Consider the following 19,883-nt stretch of genomic DNA (forward strand, 5'->3'; position numbering starts at 1 on the left):
TCGCGTCCTCGCGTTACGATGGCGGGACTGTTCCGGCATAAGGGACGACGGATGCGGTCAGCGCAGCGCGACAGGCAAGGACGCCAGCGCGCGGATGACGGTCGGCATGTACTGCAACTCGGCGTCGCTGATCGTGCGGTCGTAGTCGGGAAACCGTTCGAGCAGTGTCCCGAGCGCGAGCTGTGCCTCCAGGCGCGCCAGCGGTGCTCCGAGGCAGAAGTGCACGCCCTGCCCGAAGGCAACGTGCCGCTCCATTTCACGCGTGATGTCTAGTTCGTCGGCGTCGGCGAAGACCTCGGGATCGTGATTCGCTCCGCCGATGAGCATGGACACGATGCTGCCGGCCGGGATAAAGTGCCCTGCGATCGTGATGTCCTCCGCGGCCACGCGACCCGTCGAGCGGAGCACCGGCCCATCGAAACGGAGGAACTCCTCCACCGCGCCAGGCATGAGCGACGGGTCCGCGAGGAGCAATTCGCGCTGATCTCTGCGGCGGCATAGAGCGAGCGCAGACGACCCGATCAGTCCAACGGTCGTCTCGTGGCCCGCTATCAGGAGCAAGAATGCCATCCCGACGAGTTCGGAGTCGCTGAGGCGATCGTCTGACGTCTGGGACACGATCATCGCCGAGAGGACGTCGGGCGCCTGCGCGGGGTCGGACACGCCGGCCATTGCAATGCGCTTGGCGGCGATGTGCTCGACGAGGTAGTCCTCCAGAGCAGCAGCACCGGAATCCCTTGCGGCAGTGGAGGCGATGCCAGGTGTGGTTGCAGCCGATGACCACTCTCGGAACCCCGTCCGATCGGCAGCGGGCACGCCGAGCAGCTCGCAGATCATGGTGATGCTCAGCGGGTAGGCGAAGTCCTGGATGAGATCCGGCTCGTCCTTCTTTTCCATGCCGTCCAGGAGTCCATCGACGATCTCCTGGATTCGCGGACGCAGGGCGCCGATGCGTCGCGGAGTGAACGCCGGGGAAACGAGACGACGGAGCCTCGTGTGATCAGGAGGATCTGTGTTGAGCAGGTGTCGGTGCGCACTTCCGCTGAGCACGAACCCGGACTGCTGGGGATGCACGCCCGAGCTCTCGAACACATCGCGCATCCGCTGCGGATCCTTCAGAAGCCTCGGATCCTGGAGCGCATCGATTGCGTCCTCGAACCGCGTGATGACGTAGTTGTCTACACCGGTGCGTGGTACGCGCACTACGCGCCCGTACTCACGTAGCCGCGCGTAGTAGGGGAACGGATCGGCGGACCCTTCGAATCCCCAAGTGTCGAGGGAGAACGAGGCCGTCGGCGGAACGAGCGCCGCGCTCATCGGCCGACGGTCGCGGGCACGGAAGCCCGGTGCACTTTGAGGACGCGCAGCTGGCTGGCCTCCTCGAGGCCCTGCAGTCCGAGCTCCCGCCCGAAGCCGCTTCCTTTGACGCCGCCGAACGGGATCAGTGGGTCAGGCGGGCCGGCGTGAGTGTTCACGAAGGACTGCCCGACCTCGAGCCGCAGGCTCGCGTCGATCGCAGCATCCTCGTCACGTCCCCACACTGACGCGTCGAGGCCGAATTCTCCGGCGTTGAGATCGGCGATCGTGCGGTCCAGGTCGTCGTAGGCGACCAGCGGCAACGACGGACCGAACTGCTCCGTCGCGGCGAGGGGCCAGTCCGCCTCGACACCGGCGACGATCGTCGGCATGAGGAAGTAGCCAGGAAGGTCGGCGTCGATCCGACGACCCACCGTGTGGACGATCGCCCCGCGCTTACGCGCGTCGGCGACGAGCCCCCTTACCGTCTCGCGCTGGGCGAAGTTGTTCACCGGCCCCATCGTGACACCTTCCGTCAGCCCGCGGCCCACGACGAAGCTCTCGTTCGCGAGCGTGACGAGTCCGTCGACGACGTCCCCATACAGGTGCCGGGGCACCATCACGCGCTTGATCGCCTGGCACACCTGGCCGGCGTTGTGGAACGCACTGCGCAAGATCATCGGCAGGGCCGCGTCGAGGTCCACATCGTCGAGAAGAATCGCGGGGTCGTTGCCGCCCAGTTCCAGTGTAAGTCGCTTGAGCCCGGGGGTGGCGGCACGCATCACCTCACGGCCGACCTCGGTTGAGCCGGTGAACGACACTTTGTCCACGAGCGGATGCGAGGCAAGATGCTGTCCGACGGCGCCACTCCCGGTTACGGTGTTCACCACACCGGGGGGAAGCACCTCTGCGATGAGCTGGACCATGCGCAGCGTACTGAGCGGTGTCGTCGACGCCGGCTTGATGACGGTCGTGTTCCCCGCCCGCAGCGTTGCCCACAGCTTCATGCCGAGGATCGTGATCGGGAAGTTCCACGGGGTGATCATGCCCACGACACCGATCGGCGTCAGCTTTGTGAGGACCCTCTCTTCGGGGGTCTCACGCAGGATCTCATCGGCGTCGGCGAGCGCCGCGTACCAGTCGAGGATCCGACGGCTGCCGCGGAATTCCTGATACGCCTGCGCGAGCGGCTTGCCTTGCTCACGGCTGAGCAAGATCGCGAGCTCATCCTCGTGCGAGGCGAGCACCGCAGACACGCGCGTCAAAGCGGCCTGCCGATCCTCGCCGGAGGCGGCCCAGCCCGGGAACGCCGCGCGCGCCGCTCGCACGGTCTGGTCGATCCCCTCCGGCGCGCAAACCTCGACGCTGTCGACCACCTCGAGTGTCGCCGGGTCTTCGACTTCCCGTCCTGCGTCGGTCCCCACCTCGACGCCATCCGCTACGTTGCGCATTACAGTCCTCCTACTCGTGCCGTGTCGACGCCGATTTCCCCCGTGATAAGCGATCCGCGCGGGCTGCCCAGGGGCTCGGTGCGCCCCGGGAGGATCTCGATGAAGAACTCGTTGTTGTCGTTCAGGGCCGTCCTGCTGTCGTCGTCTAGGGCGGGCGTCTTGCCGATCGCCTTCACGGGGCACACCTGCAGGCAATTCCCGCAGTCGATGCACTTGACGGGATCGATGTAGGCGCGCCGATCGCCGACGTAGATGCAGTCGACCGGGCATTCCTCGGCGCACGACTGGTCGAGCACGTCGAGGCAGTTGTCTGTGATGTAGTAGCTCATACGAGCGCTCCTGATGTGACCTGGTCGGACGAGTGGCCGGGCATGAGCGACAGCTCCGGCCGCAGTGCGACCGCGAGGTTGTTGATCGCGGTCGCGGCCTCGCCGAATCCGACTGCCAGCAGCCGGACCTTGCCATCGAAGTCGCTGATGTCGCCCGCGGCATACACGCCGCGGCGGCTGGTCGACATGTGCGGATCGACGGCGATGTGCCGTTCTCTCATTTCCAGCCCCCACTCCGTCAGGGGACCGAGGTCGGCGATGAAGCCGAGTGCGGACACGACATGGTCGGCCTTGCGCGAAAGCGTCTCACCAGCGCAGACGACGTCGACCGCGTTGAGGACGTCCTCCCCGTACGCGGCTGCGATCTGCGCGCTGGTCAGCACTTCGACTCGCGACGCACGCAGGAGCGCCAGCGAGTGTTCGTGAGCGCGGAACTGGTCTCGCCGGTGAACCAGTGCGACCGATCCGGCGACATCTTCGAGGGTGAGCGCCCAGTCGACGGCGCTGTCGCCGCCGCCCAGAACCACGACGTCCGCGCCCCGGAGGAGTTCGGGATCCTTGACGAAGTAGGACAGGCCACGGCCCTCGTACTCTGTCGCGACCGGTGGTCGCCGCGGCGTGAAGGTGCCGATGCCGCCGGTGATGACGACCGACCGGGCATGAAAACGATGGCCGGAAGCGGTCGTGAGCTCAAAGTCACCGAGCTCGCCCGCAAGAGACACCGCCTGCTCGCCGAGCAGCACCGGATGTGCGAATACGGACATCTGGGCGGTGAGGTTCTCGACGAGTTCGCGGCCCTTGATCCGGGGGAACCCGGCGATGTCATATAGGTACTTCTCGGGGTACATGGCGGAGATCTGTCCGCCCACCTCGGGAAGCGAGTCGACGACGATAGCCGACATGCCGCGGAACCCGGCGTAATAGGCGGCATAGAGGCCCACAGGCCCCGCACCGACGATGAGGACATCTGCCTGATCACTCACGTTTGCGCTCCTCGACGTTGAGATGCACTGACGCTATGTCGACTCCGACGAGGTCAGCGCGCGCCAGGTGTAAAGTTCTTGCATGCGGAATCCAACGCTGGACTCTGTGGTGAACGCGCTGCGGGTGGTGCAGATGTTCCGAACGAACGCGACGCTCACCGTCACGCAGGTGGCGAAGGAGCTCGACGTGGCCAAGTCCACCGCCCATCGCCTCTTGTCCACGCTCGTGACGGAGGGATTCGCCGAACGCGACCCGTTGAAGCGCGTGTATCACCCGGGCGCGACCCTGGTCGCGGTCGGACTGTCGTCGATGGGAACTTTCGATGTTCAGCGGCGTGCGAACCAGCCGATGGCGGATGCCGCCGCGCGCATCGGCGAGACGGTGAAGCTCCTCGTTCTGCAGGGGCGCTTCTCACGGTGCATCAGCTCCATCGAGGCTGAACACGCGTTGCAGGTCGGCGGGGGTATCGGTCGGATGCTCCCTGTGCACGCGACCGCCGGCGGCAAGATCCTCCTCCAGAACGCGACCGAGGACCACCTCCGTCGTCTCTTCCCGACAGGTCTGCCCGCGCTCACGGAACACACCATCACGGACTTCGATGACTTGATGGTCGAACTGCAAGCGACGCGCAAGCGTCGGTGGGCGACCAGCCGTCAGGAATCGACGGTGGGCGTCGACGGCGTGGCGGTTGCGGTGACGGGCGTAGCGAACAAGATCGTCGCCGCGCTCGCGGTCGCAGCGCCGAGCGCGCGGATGAACCCCACGCGCCGGCTCGAGATCGCCCGCGAGCTGCTCGAGGCCGCCGAGCGGATGCGTGCCAACCGCGCCGACGCCGCGACACCCGCGTAGGCGCGGTTGGCGTCTGCGGCGGGACCGCTACAGCGAATGCGCCCATCGCGCGATGTGGTCGCACATCGCCTGACGCAAGTGCGGGGTTGTGCGAAAGTAGTGGTCTGCCCCTTCGAGGACGATCATCTCCTTGCGTTCGGAGCGGATCGCCTCGAACATCGCCTTGGCGTGGCTCGGGAAGACCGCATTGTCGGCGGTCCCGTAGACGATCTGCACGGGCACGGTCACGTGCGGCAGCTCGGCGATGGCATCAGAGCGACTGTCATCGATGCTCCATTGACTCAGCCAGGATCGCAGGCTGGAGTAGTGCCCGAGGCGTGCCGGGAGGAAGTTCGTCTTCCATGGGTCGCCGAGAATGGTGTTGGGAACCCGGTCGCTCGGATCGATCATGACGTCGAGGAACCGGGGGTCCGCCGCCGTGCCATGGACGACGAAAGGCAGGTCGTCAGGACCCGAAGGGTCTTCCGCCAACCGGGCCAGCTCATCGCGCACCCACGCCGTGATCCGGCGGTTGCGCGCCTCCTGCGCCGCTCGGTACCGCTCGACGAAGTCCGGCGAGTAGGGGGGGCCGTGCTCGGCACGGAACATGTCGAGCTCTGGGTCGCGATCGAACGGGTTGTGCTCGTCGCGGATGGCGGCATCCAGACTGTCCGTGTACACCCGGGCACGTCCGGGATGCGCCATGGCCAGACTGAGGCCGTCCAGCGGCGGCAGCCGGTCGACCGTCAGGTCCGGCGGATCACCGGCCGGCGTGGCCGTGATCGTCGGGTTCTCCGCTTGGCTCTGATAGAGCGCGGCGAGGCTACCGCCGCCCGAGTTGCCGACAAGCAGCACCTTCGCATACCCGAGATCCTCACGCAGGTACCGCACGACTGCCCCGATGTCTAGCAGGCAGTTCTCCGTGATGAGGGCGCTGTCGTTGCCCGCATACCGCGTGGCCATCCCGATAGCCGCCAGGCCGCGCGCGGCGATCGAGCGGAGGGCGTAGTGCCCCATGAAGTTCGATGTCGGGTGCACGAAGACCACCGCGGTGTCGACGTCGGCATCCGGATCCTGCCAGCGCGTCGCCCACAGTGTCGCGCTCATCCGCGCGACGCCGGAGGCGATGTCGATGCGACCGCTGGTGAAGTCCTGTGGCACCGCCAGGAGGTCGCGGACGGGCTCAGCCATTCGCGCCCCCGAACGAGCGGTCCCAGCTGGTGACGTAGGACGGATCCTCAACGGCGAGAGCCGCGGAGGTGAGTTTCAGCGGCTGGAATGTGTCGACCATCACCGCGAGCTCGTCGAGCATCACTCCGGGTTTGCGCTTGCCGTCGGGGAGCTTCTGCGGACCGTGTGTCCACCCGAGCGGGTGCAGTGACATGGAGCCGAGTCCAATGCCCGATCCAGAACGCGCGGCATAGTCGCCGCCTGCGTAGAACATCACCTCATCCGAGTCGATGTTCATGTGTGCGGCGGGACCGCCGACCGCGTCGGGGTCGTAGTCGGACAGCCGCGGGACGAACGAGCACAGCACGAAGCCGGGACCCTCGAACGTCTGGTGTACGGGCGGCGGCTGGTGGATGCGGCCCACGATCGGCTCGAAGTCGTAGATCGAGAACGCGTACGGGTAGACCATGCCGTTCCAGCCGACGAGATCGAATGGGTGGAAGCGATAGGTGATCCGGCTGAAGAGACCGTCGCGCTTGACGATGACATCGGCCTCGCCGACCTCCGGCTCGGGCAGCTCCACCGGCCCGCGCAGGTCGCGCTCGCGGTACGGGGCCATCTCGAGGAACTGACCGGCCTTCGACAGGTAACGCCGCGGGGGCTTGATGTGGCCCTTCGATTCGATCGTCAGCGCGTCGACGCCGTCCTCGCCGGGCACCCACTGGTGCACGACACCCGCAGGGATCACGACGTAGTCCCCTTGTTTCACCTCAAGAGGACCGAACATCGATCGCAGGGTCGCGGAGCCTCGGTAGATGTAGATGCACTCGTCGCCGCTCGCATCGCGGTACAGTTCGCTCGACTCCGTGGCGGTGACGAAACCGATCGTCACGTCACTGTTGGTCAAGAGCGGTACCCGGCCCATCACAACGTCCGAGCCCGAAGAGATCTCGCCTGTGCGGATGTGGCGCGGGATGAGCGGCCAGTTCTCGGTCGTTTCGATCGGGTCACGCTCGACCCGCTCCGCTTTTACGATCGCAGTCGGGGGATTCACGTGATACGCGTGGGAGAGGTCGGAGCTGAATCCTTCCTCACCCACAAGCTCCTCGGAATAGTAGCCACCGTCGGGCTTGGGGAAGAGGGTGCGTCGCTTGGTGGGCAGTGATCCCATCGTGCGGAAGTAGGGCATGTTCGACCGCCTTTCTGATCTGAATCGGGCGCGGCGATCAGGCGCGCGGCCCGCTTGCCGCCGCTTCGACGACTGACCGGACACGGGACGGTGCGGCATCCAACAGCGGACGAACCGCCTCGTCGAGTTCTTCGAGCGTCCACTCGCGTTCGCCGTCGATCTGCTCGGCGATCGACCACGTCTTGTACAGCTCGACCTTGCCGCCGGCGACGCCGAAGACGTTGCCGGAAGGCATCGGGCACGCGGCATCGGCCAGCCAGATGACGAACGGTGCGACGTTCGCGGGAGATTTCGAGTCCCACTCCCCCTCGGGCGCTGCGAGGCCGACCGTCTTGGCGGCATGCGGCGTGGAGAGAGTCAGCCGCGTGCGCGCGCCAGGTGCGATCGCGTAGCTGCGGACGCCATACTTCTCGTTGAGCTCCCGGTCCACGAGCTGCGCGAAGGTCGCGATGCCGGCCTTGGCCGTACCATAGTTCACCTGGCCGATGGAGCCGCGCAGGCCGCTCACGCTGGACGTCGAGATCACGACGCGGTCTGCGCCGCGACCGGCTTTCTCCTCCTCGCGCCAGTAGGCGGCAGCGTGGCGCGTGGGCGCGAAGTGGCCGCGTAGGTTCACCGCGATCACGGCGTCCCACTCCTCGACGCTCATGTTGAACATCATCCGGTCGCGCATGATCCCGGCGTTGTTGATGAGGACGTGCAGGTCACCGAACTCGGATACCGCTCGGTCGATGAGCGCCTTCGCACCCTCCCAGTCGGAGATGTCGTTGCCGTCCGCCACGGCGCGGCCGCCCGCGGCGCGGATCTCGTCGACCACGTGGGCCGCGGGGCTGTCTTCGACCGTGGCGCCGTCCAAGCTCGCGCCGAGGTCGTTGACGACGACGCTCGCGCCGTGTTCGGCCGCGAGGAGAGCGTATTCGCGGCCAATGCCGCGTCCCGCGCCTGTGACGACGACGACGCGCCCGCGGAGCCGGCCGCTCATCGGACGACCTCGGCCACGAACGAGCGCGGGCCGGTGGTGTAGGGGGCGACCCGTCCGACACCGATCGGGTGTCGGCGGACGCTGGCGATCATCGAAGACTCCATGAGCCACTCCTTTGCTTGCTGCGAATCCTGGGCTATTGCACGTACGTCGTCCTGTTTTCGTCCGCGTGCCACATCGTCGGGCTCGCCGAGGTCGACGGTGTTGCGTCTGGACACACGGTGCACCTCCTCGACTGCTGCGCGACGGCGGCGGTCGGCCCACGCATCGAGCGCGCGGTCAAGGTCTGCGCTCTCAGAGGTCAGTGTGGTGATGAGATCGAACGCGTCGTGGATGCCACTGTTGAGGCCCATGCCACCCGTCGGGCTGTTCGCGTGCGCGGCGTCGCCCACGAGCAGCACACGACCGCGCCGCATAGACGCGGCGACCTTCTGATGGATGTAGTAGACCTGGGTCGACACGACCTCGGGCTGGACACCGAGCAGCTCGCTCAAGCGAGAGCCGTAGTACTCGACCGACCTTGCGGTCGCATCGTCGATGCCGCTCGGGATGGTGAACATGACGCGCCAGAGATCCGGGATGCGCAGAACCATCCCGGCGCCCACCGGAGCGTAGACGTAGTTGACGAGATCGAGGTCGGGGACGAGTTCGTTCAAGGATTCCTCGATGCTGAGCAGCAGGCGCCGCGACGGGTACGTCTCACCCTCGAATGCGATCCCGGCGAGTTCGCGCACGATGCTCGAGGATCCGTCGCCGGCGACGACCCACGATGCGGTCAGCGTCTCGGAGCCGTTGATCTCGAGCTCTACGTGGTCGTCATGAATGCGCATGCCGGTCACCGCGGATGAGAAGCGGATCTGCGCCTCGGGCCGCGTCTGGACGGCGGCGGCGACGATGTTCGAATACTTGTACTGCTCGAGCTGCAGCCGGAACGGCCACGCGGTCTCGTCCGAGATGGCGTTCAAGTCGAAGCGCGCAACGATCCCGGTGCGGAAGTCGCGCAGCTGGTACATCGGCGCGACCAGCCCTGCCTCGAGCATGTCGTCGACGATTCCGAGGTCAGCCGCGACATCGAGCGACGGTGGATGGAAGGTCGAGGCGCGCCAGAAGCGACCCAATTGTTCATCCTTCTCGAGAAGCACGACGGAAACACCGCGACGCGCCAGCCCTAGGGCCGTCGTGAGTCCCACCGGTCCTGCTCCGACAATCGCAACTTCGACCGTAGTCATCGTCAAAGAACTCCTTCACCGCACGGCGATCCCGACCGTTCCGCGCCCGATGCGGGGCGTGCAGGGCCCACGCTATGTCTCGACCGGGATTCCGCGAATGGGTGGCGGTGTTGTTCCATGGACCGGGACGCCCAGCGAGCTGTCCACTCGCCGCGACCACTTCTGGACGCCTTCGAGTGGATGGCCGCGCGCCGATCAGCCGGCACGCGTCGATCCGCAGCGATCGCACGACTCGGTCCGCGGGGATACCATGGCGCCGAAGGGAGATCTCGTGCCCGATCCGCAGCTGTATGCCCTGGACTCCGCCGCCAACGCGCTCCGTGTGGTCGGCATGCTGCGCACGCGGCGGACGATTACCGTCACGGAGGTGAGCCACGAGCTCGGCGTCGGCAAGTCGACAGCGCATCGGCTCCTCGCCACCCTCGTGTCCGAGGGGTTCGCCCTGCGCGATCCGGTGCATCGCAAGTATCACCCTGGACGTGCACTCGTCGAGGCGGGACTTTCGGCGCTCGGTGAGTTCACTCGTCCGACGGGTGGGTCGGGACTCGCCGCCTTGGCCGAGCACACGGGCTACACGGTGAAGCTCCTCGTGCTCGACGGACCGTTCGCCCGCGTGGTCGAGATCGCCGAGGGCGACGAGCACGGTCGCGTCGGCGGATCCGTCGGTCAGCTTCTCCCTGCGCACTCGACCGCGGGCGGCAAGGTTCTCCTCAGCCAGGAGAACCGCGAGTCGCTGTGGCGCCGATTCGGCGGGCGCCTCGAGCTGCGTACCGACCGCACGATCTCGAATTGGGCCGCCCTGCTCACTGAGCTCGACCTCGTTCGCGACCGGGGCTGGGCGACGAACGACGCCGAAGCGACGAGCGGCGTGCGCGGACTGGCCGTGCCTGTGCGCGGCCGCGATCAGCAGATCGTTGCGGCACTGGCAGTCGCGGGACCGGTCGAGAAGATGGTGGAGGAAGACCGGATGCAGACCCTGAGGCATATGTTCGCGACGGCATACGAAATTCAGGTCGACTCCTCGTTCGGCTGATGGCGGCGACCGCCCTTCCGACGGCATCCATGAGTCGATGACCGCAGCGATCGGCGCGGCCGTGGACTCCGTCATGGACCCGGAGCTGCGTCGCCCGCTCCCGGGCGAGCGCGGCGCCCTTACCGAACGCCTGCGCGGTGGTCCCGCGCGTCAGCCGGCGCGGCGGTTCGTCGACGCGGATGCCGAGATCGGGTTCGATCGCTCCGCCGTTCCGCCCATCACGCGTCCGAGCTGGCGTGCGACGTGCATCAGCTGATCGAGGATCTCAACGTGGCGCGCACGGGTCAGGCGGCCCTCCGGCGCGGCGACCGCCAGGGCGCCGATGATCCATCCGCCCGCGCCCACGACGGGGACGGCGATGCCGTTCACGTGTGGCGTGGACTCGCCCTCGGAGAGCGCCCAGCCCCGCTTGCGGATCGCTTGCAACTCGACCGCCAGATAGTCCCAGTCATCGATCGTGTGGTCGGTCAGGGCAGGGAGCCGGTCGCCGAAGCGATGACGCAGGCTGTCCTCGCCGTGCGGGCTCAGGAGCATCTTTCCGCCCGCTGTGGCATTCGCAGGCAGAAGCTTCCCCAACGACGAGCCGACGTGCAGTGATCGGACCGTTTCCGCGACATCGAGCACGCGGGCGTATGGTCCGTCCAGCACCAGGAGCTTCACGGTTTCGCCGATGCTCTCGGCCAAGCGCAACAGCGGCGCCGTTGTCCGCTGCCGGATGTCGAAGTCCCACAACGTGGAGAGGCCGGCCGACACGGCATTCTGACCTGCGTAGTAGCGGCGACCGGCGGGATCGCGTGTCGCATAGTCCTGCGCCAGCAGCGTCATGAGCAGCCGATGTGCCGTGGACTTGCTGACGCCGAGTTGGATCGCCGCCTCCGCGAGTGTGATCGAGCCCTTCGCGCCGATCAGTCGCATCAGTCGCAGCACGTTCGCCGCCGAGTCGAGCGTCGATGTCGCGGTCGTTCGCATCATCATCTCCTTCGATGACTGGCTTTCGGGATATGCCCACGGTTACCCGTGCGGAAGGAAGTGGTGCCGGTGCTCCATCACCCAGCCCCGCACGGTCGTGGGCTCGCGCCCAAGCATGCGACGGGCGAAGTCGTTCAGACTGAGGAACGCACCGTTTCCCTGCTCGTACGCGATGAATTCGAGCACGCGCTCGGCGGCATCCGGTCGTCCGCGGCGCCTCGCCAGCTGATCGCGATTGAGTTCGACGAAGGCCTCCGGGCGTGTGTAGGCCGTGATCTTCGTCTTGAGCACATCGCTGAAGATCTCGGCCAACTCCTCGGTGGTGAGAAGGTCGTTGCCGTTGTTGACGGTGTAGAACTGGTCGAGATGCCTCGCGTCCGTTGACGTGAGCAGGTTGGCGGCGATCTCACCCACATCGCGGGGATCGATGAACGGGATGATCCGCTGGGGCAGCACGATGACGCGGTCCGATTTGACCGTGCGTGCGAGCGGCAGCAGATTGTCGAGGTAGGTCGCGCCGATATTGAGGTAGGTCACCGGAAGGCCGCTCTCGTCGAGAAGGCGCTTGGCGACGTAGTGCTGCTGCGCGGTGCCCTGATACTCCCGTAACGATTGAGGCACGCGCTCGGGTCGTGACTCAGGCTCGTATCCGACCACGCGCACGAGGTGTGTGAGCGACCCGTCGGCCCTGAGCGCGGCGATGAGGTTCGCCATCGCCACCGACTCGTCGAAGGGTGACGGCGTCACGACGAAGACGCCCTGGCTGCCTTCGACCGCAACGCTGAGCGTCGCGGCATCCATCAAGTCGGCGATCACGACCTCGGACTCGGGGAACGCGACGCTCAGCCCCACCGCTCTGTCCGACGACGTCGTGATGAGGCGCAACGCGACATCGGGTGCCGCAAAGCGCAGGTGCTCCGCGAGGGGGCGGCCGATGTGCCCCGCGGCCCCAAAGATGGTGACGGAACGGGGCCGCTCCTTCGTGCGGGGGTACTCACCGTATCGTTGCGGAGCAGGCAAACCTGGGCCGATTCGCGTCACCGTGATCCTCCTCGTCCACCCATGGTTCACCGTATGCCGTCCAACGGACGCGGGCGCGCGGGCGGGCGGAATCGTTCCGCTCCGCGGTACGCGCGTCGGCCGCTGCCGTCCCGCTACGCGGGAAGCGACGCGACGGCGTCGGCCGCGGGAATGCATCAGCCATCATGGGATCCATGACCCTTCGCCATGATCTCGTCGGAGTCCCCACGGACCCGCTCCTGCGCGAGTGGACCGATCGCGAGACGCTGCTGTACGCGCTCGCGGTGGGGGCGGGCGCCGCCGATCCGGCCGCGGAACTCGACTACACGACCGAGAACTCCGCCGGGTTCGTCCAGCGCGTCGTGCCCACCTTCGCCTGCGGACTCGCCTCGGCCCGCAGCCCACGCTCACTGGGCGACTTCGATACGTCGAAGCTCGTGCACGCCGAGCAGACCGTGGTCTTCCACGGGCCGGTGCCGACAGCCGGATCAGCGAAAGCTGTCTCGACGCTGACGCACGTCTACGACAAGGCGAAATCCGCCCTCCTCGTGCAGGAGAGTGTCGCGACGGATGCTGTGACAGGCGCGCCTCTCGCCACGACGACGGGGACCTTCATGGTGTCCGGCGAGGGCGGTTTCGGCGGCGACCGCGGACCGAAGGCGCCGGAGTGGACGCCGCCGGACCGTTCCGCGGATCATCAGGTGGAGTACGCCACCCGGGCTGATCAGCCCTTGTTATACCGACTGACCGGCGACCGCAACCCGCTGCATTCGGATCCCGCCGTGGCCCGCCGCGCCGGATTTCCGCGCCCCATCATGCACGGCATGTGCACGTATGGATTCACTTGCCGCGCGCTGGTGGCAACGGCGGCGGGCGGCGACCCTGACCGGCTGCGCACGATGAGCGCGCGCTTCTCCAAGCCCGCGCTTCCCGGCACGGTGCTCACCGTCGAAGTCTGGACGCACGGCCACGACGTGTGGTTCCGCACGCTCGACGGCGACGGTGAAGTGGTCCTCGACCGTGGCGTCGCGACGATCGCGGTCTGAGCGGGTCACACACGCGAGAGACGGTGCGCCGGGCGAATCCGACGCACCGTCTCTCGCGGCTGTGGTCAGCGGTCTGCGAGCTGCAGGCGCAGCGCCTGCACAGGACAGGACTCCACCGCCTCGTCGGCGAGGTCGATATCGTCGCTCTGAACGTGGGGCGTGAGCACCTTCACCCGCCCGTCCGCCTGGTCGATTCCGAACATCCCTGGCGCGACCGACACGCACTGCCGCGTGCTGGCGCACTTCGTCTTGTCGGTGATGATCTCCGCTGTCTCCACGAGTCCTCCTCATTCAGCGCGGACGTCACCCGGGGTGAGCGTCACCGGTAGAGCGACGAGGGCGCGCAACACGGTCGGGTGATAGGTCAGCTCGTCCTCGTCAACGGCCATGGTGTACTCGGGGAACCGCTCGAGCAGCGACGAGATGGCGATCTGCGCCTCGGCGCGGGCGAGCGGTGCGCCCAGGCAGAAGTGGATCCCTTGACCGAACGCGACGTGCCCGGTGGTGTCACGGGTGATGTCAATGACGTCCGGGTTCTCGAACTTACTCGGGTCGTGGTTTGCCGAACCGATCAGCATCTGCGTGACGGAGCCGGCCGGGATGAGCGTGTCTGCGATCACGACGTCTTCGAGCGCCACGCGCAGGGTCGACCGCTGTACCGAGCCCTCGAACCGCAAGAACTCCTCGACGGCGTTCTGGATGAGGTCGGGGTCGGCAAGCAGAAGCGCCCGCTGGTCGGGATGGGAGACGAGCCCGTGCGCGATCGCGCCGATGAGGCCGACGGTCGTCTCGTGCCCGGCGATCAGGATCAAGAACGCCATCCCGATGAGTTCGGAGTCGCTGAGGTTGTCGTCGTTCTCGTCGCGTGCGGCGATCATGGCCGACAGGATGTCGTCGCTGGCGGCATCCGGGTCCGCCGCGATCTCAGCGCGGCGCTTGCCGATGTGCGCGACGAGGTAGTCGTGCAGCGACTTCTGCGCCGCGACCTGCGGCGCCACATCACCCCGGACCGGTGCGGTCGTCGACGCGACCGACCACCGGCGGAAGTCGACCTGATCCTCAGCCGGCACTCCGAGGATCTGACAGATCATCGTGATGCTGATGGGGAACGCGTACTCCTCGATGAGGTCGGGCGTCGGCTTCTGCGACAACTCATCGAGAAGTCCGTCGACGACTTCCTTGATGCGCGGCCGCAGGGCTTCGATCCTACGCGGCGTGAACGCGCGCATCACCAGCCGGCGGAGACGGGTGTGGTCGGGCGGGTCGCTGTTGAGGAGGTGTTTGGACGCGGAGCTCGTGAGGGCGAACCCCGCCTTCTTCGCCCCGGCTGCGAGCTCCGGGAACTTCTCATCGATGCGGTCGAGATCCTTCGCGAGCGCCGACTCCTGGAACGCCGCGATGACGTCGTCGTATCCCGTCACGACATACGCATCCCCGCCGCCAGCGCGCCTGTGCGCGACGACGCGCCCCCGTTCGCGAAGCTGATTGTTGGTGTGCCAGGGGCACTTGGATGCTTCGATCCCGGCGAGCGACACGTCGACGTCGTCGACGCGCACGGCTTCGTTCGGACTCATGTCAACTCCTTCGTTTCAGTCGGTGAGTGAGACGCGGACAGCCGTGCGCAGGCCGATGCCGGCGCGGAGATCGGCGAACGCCTGGTCGATTTGATCAAGCGGACGACGGCCGGTGACCATCGAATCGAGGTCGAGCAGGCCGTGCTGCCAGAGCCGCACAAGGCGGGGGACATCGCGACGAGGAATACCGTTGCCGAGATAGCAGCCCATCACGCGCTTCTGACCGGCCACGATGTCGGCCGTCAGCAGGCCCTCCAGCGGAGTCTTCGACTCGGTGATGCCGAGGATCACGAGGGTTCCCTTCGGCCCGGTCAGCGACGCCGCTGTCGGCAATGTGCGGGCGGACGACACGGTGTCGATGACCGATCGGAAGAGCAGCGGTCCGGTGAGCGCTCGGGCCTCGTCTACCGAGACCTGTACCGGGTCCCACGTCGACGTCGCGCCCAGGCTCTCCGCAAGCGAGCGGCGGCTCTCGATGGGGTCGATGCCGACAATGGTGGTCGCGCCGGCGATCCGCGCTGCCTGGATGGCCGCTAGGCCGACGCCGCCGAGTCCGAACACAGCGACCGTGGATCCGGCAGCTACCTCCGCGATGTTGACCACCGCACCGAATCCGGTCTGCACCGAGCACCCGAGGACCGTCGCGAGATCGAGGGGAAGCTCGTCCGGCACTTTCACGACAGCCTCCTGACGGGCGATCGTGTACTCGACGAAGCCCCCGACGCGCGTGATGCGCATGACCGGCATCCCGCCACGCGTCATGCGGGTCGAGCCGTCGGCGGCGACGCCGCCGCGGCCGTACTGCCGCTCGCACCAGGCAGTCGCTCCGGAGAAGCACGCTTCGCAGTCGCCGCACGGGCCGAGCATGCTGACCACGACGTGGTCTCCCGGCGCGAGGTCGGTTACGCCGTCTCCGATCGCGTCCACGATACCTGCCACCTCGTGCCCCAGGATCGCGTGCGGCACGTTGGACGGGGTGTCCCCGTCGAGAACGTGCAGGTCGGAGTGGCAGACACCGCACCACTCGACGCGGACACGCACCTCGCCCGACTGCGGCGGATCGACGACCACGTCGTCGACCAGTTCTAGACTGCCGGAACCCGTGAGCACCGCAGCCCGTGTCATTTCGCGCGGCCCGTGCTGAGTCGCCACGCCTGCCGTCACCGTTCTCATTCGTCCTCGATTCCGCGCTCTGCTTTGAGCCTCTGCGCCGAACATAAGATCCACTCCGACACCGACCGCCAACCGAGGAGATTGTTCCGCAGCATGGAACCATCCGCGGCCGGTGCGGGTCTTTGGTTGCGGTCGTTGCGCGCCGTCGATGATGGGGTCAGGCCTCGTGCCGAGGATGACGTGGTCGAGGTCGGTGTGGCGCGGATGCCGGACGAGGGGAGTTCGTCCAGCGCCGTGAGCGGCGAGTGCCCGGACCGGTCGGCCCCGGTCGTCTGGATGACCGCGGCTGTGCTCGTCGTCATCACTTCCGCTCGGGTGGCCCCGGACGGCTCAGGGGGCGTCAGTACGCCTTGATGTCGGCTGTCGCATCGCACACGATGTCGACGAGCAGGGGTGTGCGGCCCGCCTCGATGTCACCGGCGACCGCCTCGAAGTCGGCGAGGGCTCGCACAGTGCGTCCGGTCGCGCCGAGCGCCTCCGCGAGGACCGCGAGGTCGGGCCATGTGTAGAGGGCGTGGGTGGGGTCCTGACCGTAGTCGCCGAGCTTCTCATACTCGGCTCCGTAGCTGGAGTCGTTGAGCACTGCGATGATGAGTGGAAGTCCGCGTTGCACTGCCGTGTGCAGCTCGAGAAGGCTCTGCATCGCGCCGCCATCGCCAGCGATGACGACCGTGGTGCGGGAGGTATCGGCTACTGACGCGCCGATGCCCGTCGCAAGGCCGAGACCGATCGAGCCGAAGTGCACGGCGTGGGTGAAGGTCAGCGGTTCGAGCACCTCGAGGTGTCGGAAGACCGGGCGCTGGAAGCGACCGCAGTCGGTCACGACGTAGCGGTCGCGCGGCAAGATCTCGTTCAGCGCGCGGACGGCGGACCGCATGTCAACGACGCCGGGCTGCTCCTGGTCGGCCAGTCCCGCCAACGGGCGGAACGCCTCAATCTCCCCCGCGATTTCGGTGACTGCGCTGGTCGGTCGCCGCGCGTCGGCGGCCTCGAGGGCCTCGATCAGGAGATCCACAAAGCCCTTGACGTCGGCCTGGATCGCGACAGTGGCCTCATCCGTGCGCGCGAGATTCGCGGCATCCGCATCGCAGTAGATCACCGTCTTACCCTCCAGCAGCGCGCCCGCCTCGGTGGTGTGCCTACTCAGCGACGCCCCCAGCACGAGGATGCAGTCCGCTGCGGCGATCGCGCGCTCACCGACCGGCGTGCCGAGGCCACCGAACAGGCCCACGTTGTGCGGGTGACCGGCGAACAGACCGCGGCCGAGCAGGGTGGTCGCGAGCGGCGCGCCAAGCAAGCCGGCCAGCGTCACCACGGACTCCTCCGCACCGGCCAGCGCGACGCCGCGTCCGGCCAGCACCAGCGGGCGGTCCGCCGAGACCAGCAGACCGAGCGCACCGTCGACGGCATCGCTCTCGAGGTCTGAGAGTGGAAGCCGCTCCTCGACGATCGGCCTCGGTGTAGGCGTGAGCTCGACGTCTTCGAGCAGGTAGTCGACCGGCACGTTGAGGAGGATCGGACGCCGCGTGCGCGCAGTGCGCCGGATCGCACGGCGCAAGTCCCGGAGGACGAACTGGGCGCGCGTGCTGCGCACGTATTCCGCGCCGGCGGCCGTCGCCACGGCCGCGAGGTCGAACGCCTGTCCGTGCTCCGGAATGCGCGAGGGCGTGTCGCCGCAGAGGAGGACGAGCGGTGTGCGAGCCCGCACTGCCTCGGTGAACGCCGTCAGCGCGTTGGTGATCCCGGGGCCGTGGGTCACGCTGGCGACGCCGACCGTACCGGTCACCCGCGCGTACCCATCGGCCATCGAGACGGACGCACCCTCGTGCAGGGCATCGACGAACACGCCGCCCGCCTCCTTATACGACGCCGCGTACAGCATGTTGGCGTCGCCCATCAGGCCGAACATCTCGGTGATGCCCGCGTCGAGGAGGGCCTGCGCGATCGCGATGTAAGCTTTCATGTTCCTCTTCATTCGCAGGCTCGTCGGTGGGCCGATGCCCGCGATTCAGGGGGCTTCGTTGCTGAAGATGAGGGTCGCCGCCGCGGTGAACATGCCGCCGACGCCCTGGACAAGGCTCGTGGTGATCCCCTCTACCTGGGAGAACGCCTCGCCGCGCAGCTGGCGCACGGCCTCCTGCATGGCGAACATGCCATACATTCCCGTGTGCGTGTAGCGCAGGCCGCCGCCATTCGTATTGAGTGGCAGCTCCCCGCCCGGGCGGGTGCGACCCTCCGCGATGAACGCCCCGGACTCGCCGCGTCCCACGAATCCGAGATCCTCCAGAGCGTAGAGCGGCAGGTGAGCGAAGGCGTCGTACACCATGAGGTGATCGATGTCGGAGGGCCGGAGGCCGGCCTCGCGGAACGCGAGCTCGGACGAGATGCGGAACGCCTTCGACGACGTGGCATCCTCGAGGTCGTGCACGAGAGGTGCGTCGGCGGCTTCACCCGTGCCGAGCACGTAGACGGGTGGCTTGACCACTCCGCGCGACTCCGCGAGCCGACGTGAGGTCACGACGAGCGCACCGCCGCCGTCTGTCACGACACAGCACTCGAGCTTGTGGAACGGGTAGGCGATGATCGGCGAGTCCAGCACGTCCTGCACCGAGACCTCCCCCTTGCGGAATGCGCGCGGGTTGTCGGCGGACCACGCGCTCTGGGCGGCGACGACCGCGGCCATCTGCTCCTCGGTGTTGCCTGACTTCTCCAGGAAACGCTTGACGGGGAGGGTGAACATGTTCGGCGGCCCGGCGAGGCCGTACAGATTCTGGAACTGCGCCTGCATGGAGCTCGGCGATTTCGCCATGAAGCCCCCGCCCTTGCCGACCTTGGAACGGCCGGACTCGCCGTGCAGGACGAGCACCGTCTCACAGAGGCCCGCCGAGATCGCCGCGGCCGCGTGGCGCACGTGGATGAGGAAAGAGCATCCGCCCACGCTCGTACCGTCGTACCACGTAGGGGTCAACCCGAGATAGTGGGCCATCTCGATGGGCGACTCGGCGGCGCACGTGATGCCGTCGACATCGGCCATGCTGAGGCCCGCGTCGGCGAGCGCGGCGTGGGCTGCGGCCGCCCTCAGGTCGAGCTCGCTCATGTCGGGTATAACCCCGAGCTCCTCGGTCTCGGCTGCCCCTACGATGACGATGTCTCCGGGCCTCATGCGGCCACCTCCGTGTTCTTCTCGTCGGGTACGAACTGGACGATGGAGAGGCCGCCGCGCGGCTCGAACACCGCGCGCAGCGGCATCCCGATCGAGAGCGCCGCGGGATCGGGGTCGAGCTCGTGGAGGTTGGCGAGCACGCGAGGCCCCTCTTCGAGCTCCACGATCGCGATCACGTACGGCACCTCATCGGCGTACCCGGGGCCCGGCAGGTAGTTCACGACGTAGGAGTAGAGCGTGCCGCGGCCGGAAGCCCGTACCCATTCCACCTCGCCGTTCACGACGTAGGGCGAGAACCGGCGGGGGTAGGTGAAGTACGCACCCGTCGTCACGCAGCGTTGGATCCACAGTTCGCCGCGCGCCGTGCCCTCCCAATAGGGAACAGTTGTGGGCGTGGGTACGGGTACGGGCTTCGGCTTGGCTGGTGCCACCATGGCGGGTGCCTCT

The 19,883-nt window shown here is 67.3% G+C and carries 19 protein-coding genes; 3 read left to right on the plus strand and 16 right to left on the minus strand.

Annotated elements, in window-relative coordinates; translation table 11 throughout:
* Positions 1 to 57: 57 nt before the first annotated feature.
* From EIO58_RS00835 to EIO58_RS00850, 4 genes are read right to left on the minus strand one after another with little or no spacing between them, the layout of a single operon-like run.
* A complete protein-coding gene (locus EIO58_RS00835) occupies positions 58 to 1,317 on the minus strand; it encodes a cytochrome P450 family protein (RefSeq protein ID WP_127817804.1) in 1,260 nt (419 codons plus the stop codon).
* Positions 1,314 to 2,747 (minus strand): aldehyde dehydrogenase family protein, encoded by a 1,434-nt coding sequence (locus EIO58_RS00840; protein ID WP_127817805.1) that lies wholly within the window; start codon positions 2,745 to 2,747, stop codon positions 1,314 to 1,316. The genes EIO58_RS00835 and EIO58_RS00840 overlap by 4 nt, the downstream gene beginning before the upstream one ends.
* Positions 2,747 to 3,076 (minus strand): indolepyruvate ferredoxin oxidoreductase subunit alpha, encoded by a 330-nt coding sequence (locus tag EIO58_RS00845; RefSeq protein ID WP_127817806.1) that lies wholly within the window; start codon positions 3,074 to 3,076, stop codon positions 2,747 to 2,749. The genes EIO58_RS00840 and EIO58_RS00845 overlap by 1 nt, the downstream gene beginning before the upstream one ends.
* Positions 3,073 to 4,059, minus strand: coding sequence for an NAD(P)/FAD-dependent oxidoreductase (locus EIO58_RS00850; RefSeq protein ID WP_127817807.1), 987 nt, complete (start codon positions 4,057 to 4,059; stop codon positions 3,073 to 3,075). Before EIO58_RS00850 ends, EIO58_RS00845 begins: the two co-directional genes overlap by 4 nt.
* Before the next feature lie 82 nt (positions 4,060 to 4,141).
* Here EIO58_RS00850 and EIO58_RS00855 point away from each other — a divergent pair, with 82 nt between their 5' ends.
* On the plus strand, positions 4,142 to 4,909 hold the full coding sequence (locus tag EIO58_RS00855; protein WP_127817808.1) for an IclR family transcriptional regulator: 768 nt from the start codon (positions 4,142 to 4,144) through the stop codon (positions 4,907 to 4,909).
* Positions 4,910 to 4,936: 27 nt separating this feature from the next.
* Here the strand turns inward: EIO58_RS00855 and EIO58_RS00860 are convergent, their stop codons facing one another.
* The 4 genes from EIO58_RS00860 to EIO58_RS00875 are packed head-to-tail and all read right to left on the minus strand — an operon-like array spanning position 4,937 to position 9,458.
* Complete coding sequence (locus EIO58_RS00860) at positions 4,937 to 6,079, minus strand: alpha/beta hydrolase (protein WP_127817809.1); 1,143 nt, start codon at positions 6,077 to 6,079, stop codon at positions 4,937 to 4,939.
* Positions 6,072 to 7,247 (minus strand): homogentisate 1,2-dioxygenase, encoded by a 1,176-nt coding sequence (locus tag EIO58_RS00865; protein ID WP_127817810.1) that lies wholly within the window; start codon positions 7,245 to 7,247, stop codon positions 6,072 to 6,074. Before EIO58_RS00865 ends, EIO58_RS00860 begins: the two co-directional genes overlap by 8 nt.
* Positions 7,248 to 7,284: 37 nt before the next feature.
* Complete coding sequence (locus EIO58_RS00870) at positions 7,285 to 8,229, minus strand: SDR family NAD(P)-dependent oxidoreductase (RefSeq protein WP_127817811.1); 945 nt, start codon at positions 8,227 to 8,229, stop codon at positions 7,285 to 7,287.
* The gene (locus EIO58_RS00875; protein WP_127817812.1) at positions 8,226 to 9,458 is read right to left on the minus strand and encodes an FAD-dependent oxidoreductase; all 1,233 of its coding nucleotides are present in this window, start codon (positions 9,456 to 9,458) and stop codon (positions 8,226 to 8,228) included. The genes EIO58_RS00870 and EIO58_RS00875 overlap by 4 nt, the downstream gene beginning before the upstream one ends.
* A 271-nt stretch (positions 9,459 to 9,729) precedes the next feature.
* Between EIO58_RS00875 and EIO58_RS00880 the strand changes: the two genes are divergently transcribed.
* Positions 9,730 to 10,491, plus strand: a complete 762-nt coding sequence (locus EIO58_RS00880) for an IclR family transcriptional regulator (protein ID WP_164861452.1) — start codon at positions 9,730 to 9,732, stop codon at positions 10,489 to 10,491.
* A gap of 150 nt (positions 10,492 to 10,641) precedes the next feature.
* Here the strand turns inward: EIO58_RS00880 and EIO58_RS00885 are convergent, their stop codons facing one another.
* Both EIO58_RS00885 and EIO58_RS00890 read right to left on the minus strand, forming a co-directional pair.
* The gene (locus tag EIO58_RS00885; protein WP_164861453.1) at positions 10,642 to 11,460 is read right to left on the minus strand and encodes an IclR family transcriptional regulator; all 819 of its coding nucleotides are present in this window, start codon (positions 11,458 to 11,460) and stop codon (positions 10,642 to 10,644) included.
* A gap of 42 nt (positions 11,461 to 11,502) precedes the next feature.
* Positions 11,503 to 12,501, minus strand: a complete 999-nt coding sequence (locus EIO58_RS00890; RefSeq protein WP_164861454.1) for an NmrA family NAD(P)-binding protein — start codon at positions 12,499 to 12,501, stop codon at positions 11,503 to 11,505.
* 173 nt (positions 12,502 to 12,674) lie between these two features.
* Here EIO58_RS00890 and EIO58_RS00895 point away from each other — a divergent pair, with 173 nt between their 5' ends.
* The gene (locus tag EIO58_RS00895; RefSeq protein ID WP_127817816.1) at positions 12,675 to 13,526 is read left to right on the plus strand and encodes a MaoC family dehydratase; all 852 of its coding nucleotides are present in this window, start codon (positions 12,675 to 12,677) and stop codon (positions 13,524 to 13,526) included.
* 65 nt (positions 13,527 to 13,591) lie between these two features.
* On the opposite strand, the gene EIO58_RS00900 is transcribed toward EIO58_RS00895, so the two are convergent.
* The 6 genes from EIO58_RS00900 to EIO58_RS00925 form a co-directional block, all read right to left on the minus strand.
* Positions 13,592 to 13,804, minus strand: a complete 213-nt coding sequence (locus tag EIO58_RS00900) for a ferredoxin (protein ID WP_127817817.1) — start codon at positions 13,802 to 13,804, stop codon at positions 13,592 to 13,594.
* A gap of 9 nt (positions 13,805 to 13,813) precedes the next feature.
* On the minus strand, positions 13,814 to 15,100 hold the full coding sequence (locus tag EIO58_RS00905) for a cytochrome P450 family protein (RefSeq protein ID WP_127817818.1): 1,287 nt from the start codon (positions 15,098 to 15,100) through the stop codon (positions 13,814 to 13,816).
* 15 nt (positions 15,101 to 15,115) lie between these two features.
* Positions 15,116 to 16,210, minus strand: coding sequence for an alcohol dehydrogenase catalytic domain-containing protein (locus EIO58_RS00910; RefSeq protein WP_164861455.1), 1,095 nt, complete (start codon positions 16,208 to 16,210; stop codon positions 15,116 to 15,118).
* A 403-nt stretch (positions 16,211 to 16,613) separates the two neighbouring features.
* Positions 16,614 to 18,236, minus strand: coding sequence for a thiamine pyrophosphate-binding protein (locus EIO58_RS00915; RefSeq protein WP_164861456.1), 1,623 nt, complete (start codon positions 18,234 to 18,236; stop codon positions 16,614 to 16,616).
* Between the two features lie 45 nt (positions 18,237 to 18,281).
* Positions 18,282 to 19,436 (minus strand): thiolase C-terminal domain-containing protein, encoded by a 1,155-nt coding sequence (locus EIO58_RS00920; protein WP_127817821.1) that lies wholly within the window; start codon positions 19,434 to 19,436, stop codon positions 18,282 to 18,284.
* Positions 19,433 to 19,870, minus strand: a complete 438-nt coding sequence (locus EIO58_RS00925; protein WP_127817822.1) for a Zn-ribbon domain-containing OB-fold protein — start codon at positions 19,868 to 19,870, stop codon at positions 19,433 to 19,435. Before EIO58_RS00925 ends, EIO58_RS00920 begins: the two co-directional genes overlap by 4 nt.
* Positions 19,871 to 19,883 lie beyond the last annotated feature (13 nt).

The organism is Microbacterium sp. CPCC 204701 (assembly GCF_004010105.1).
In the GTDB taxonomy this organism is placed as follows: domain Bacteria; phylum Actinomycetota; class Actinomycetes; order Actinomycetales; family Microbacteriaceae; genus Microbacterium.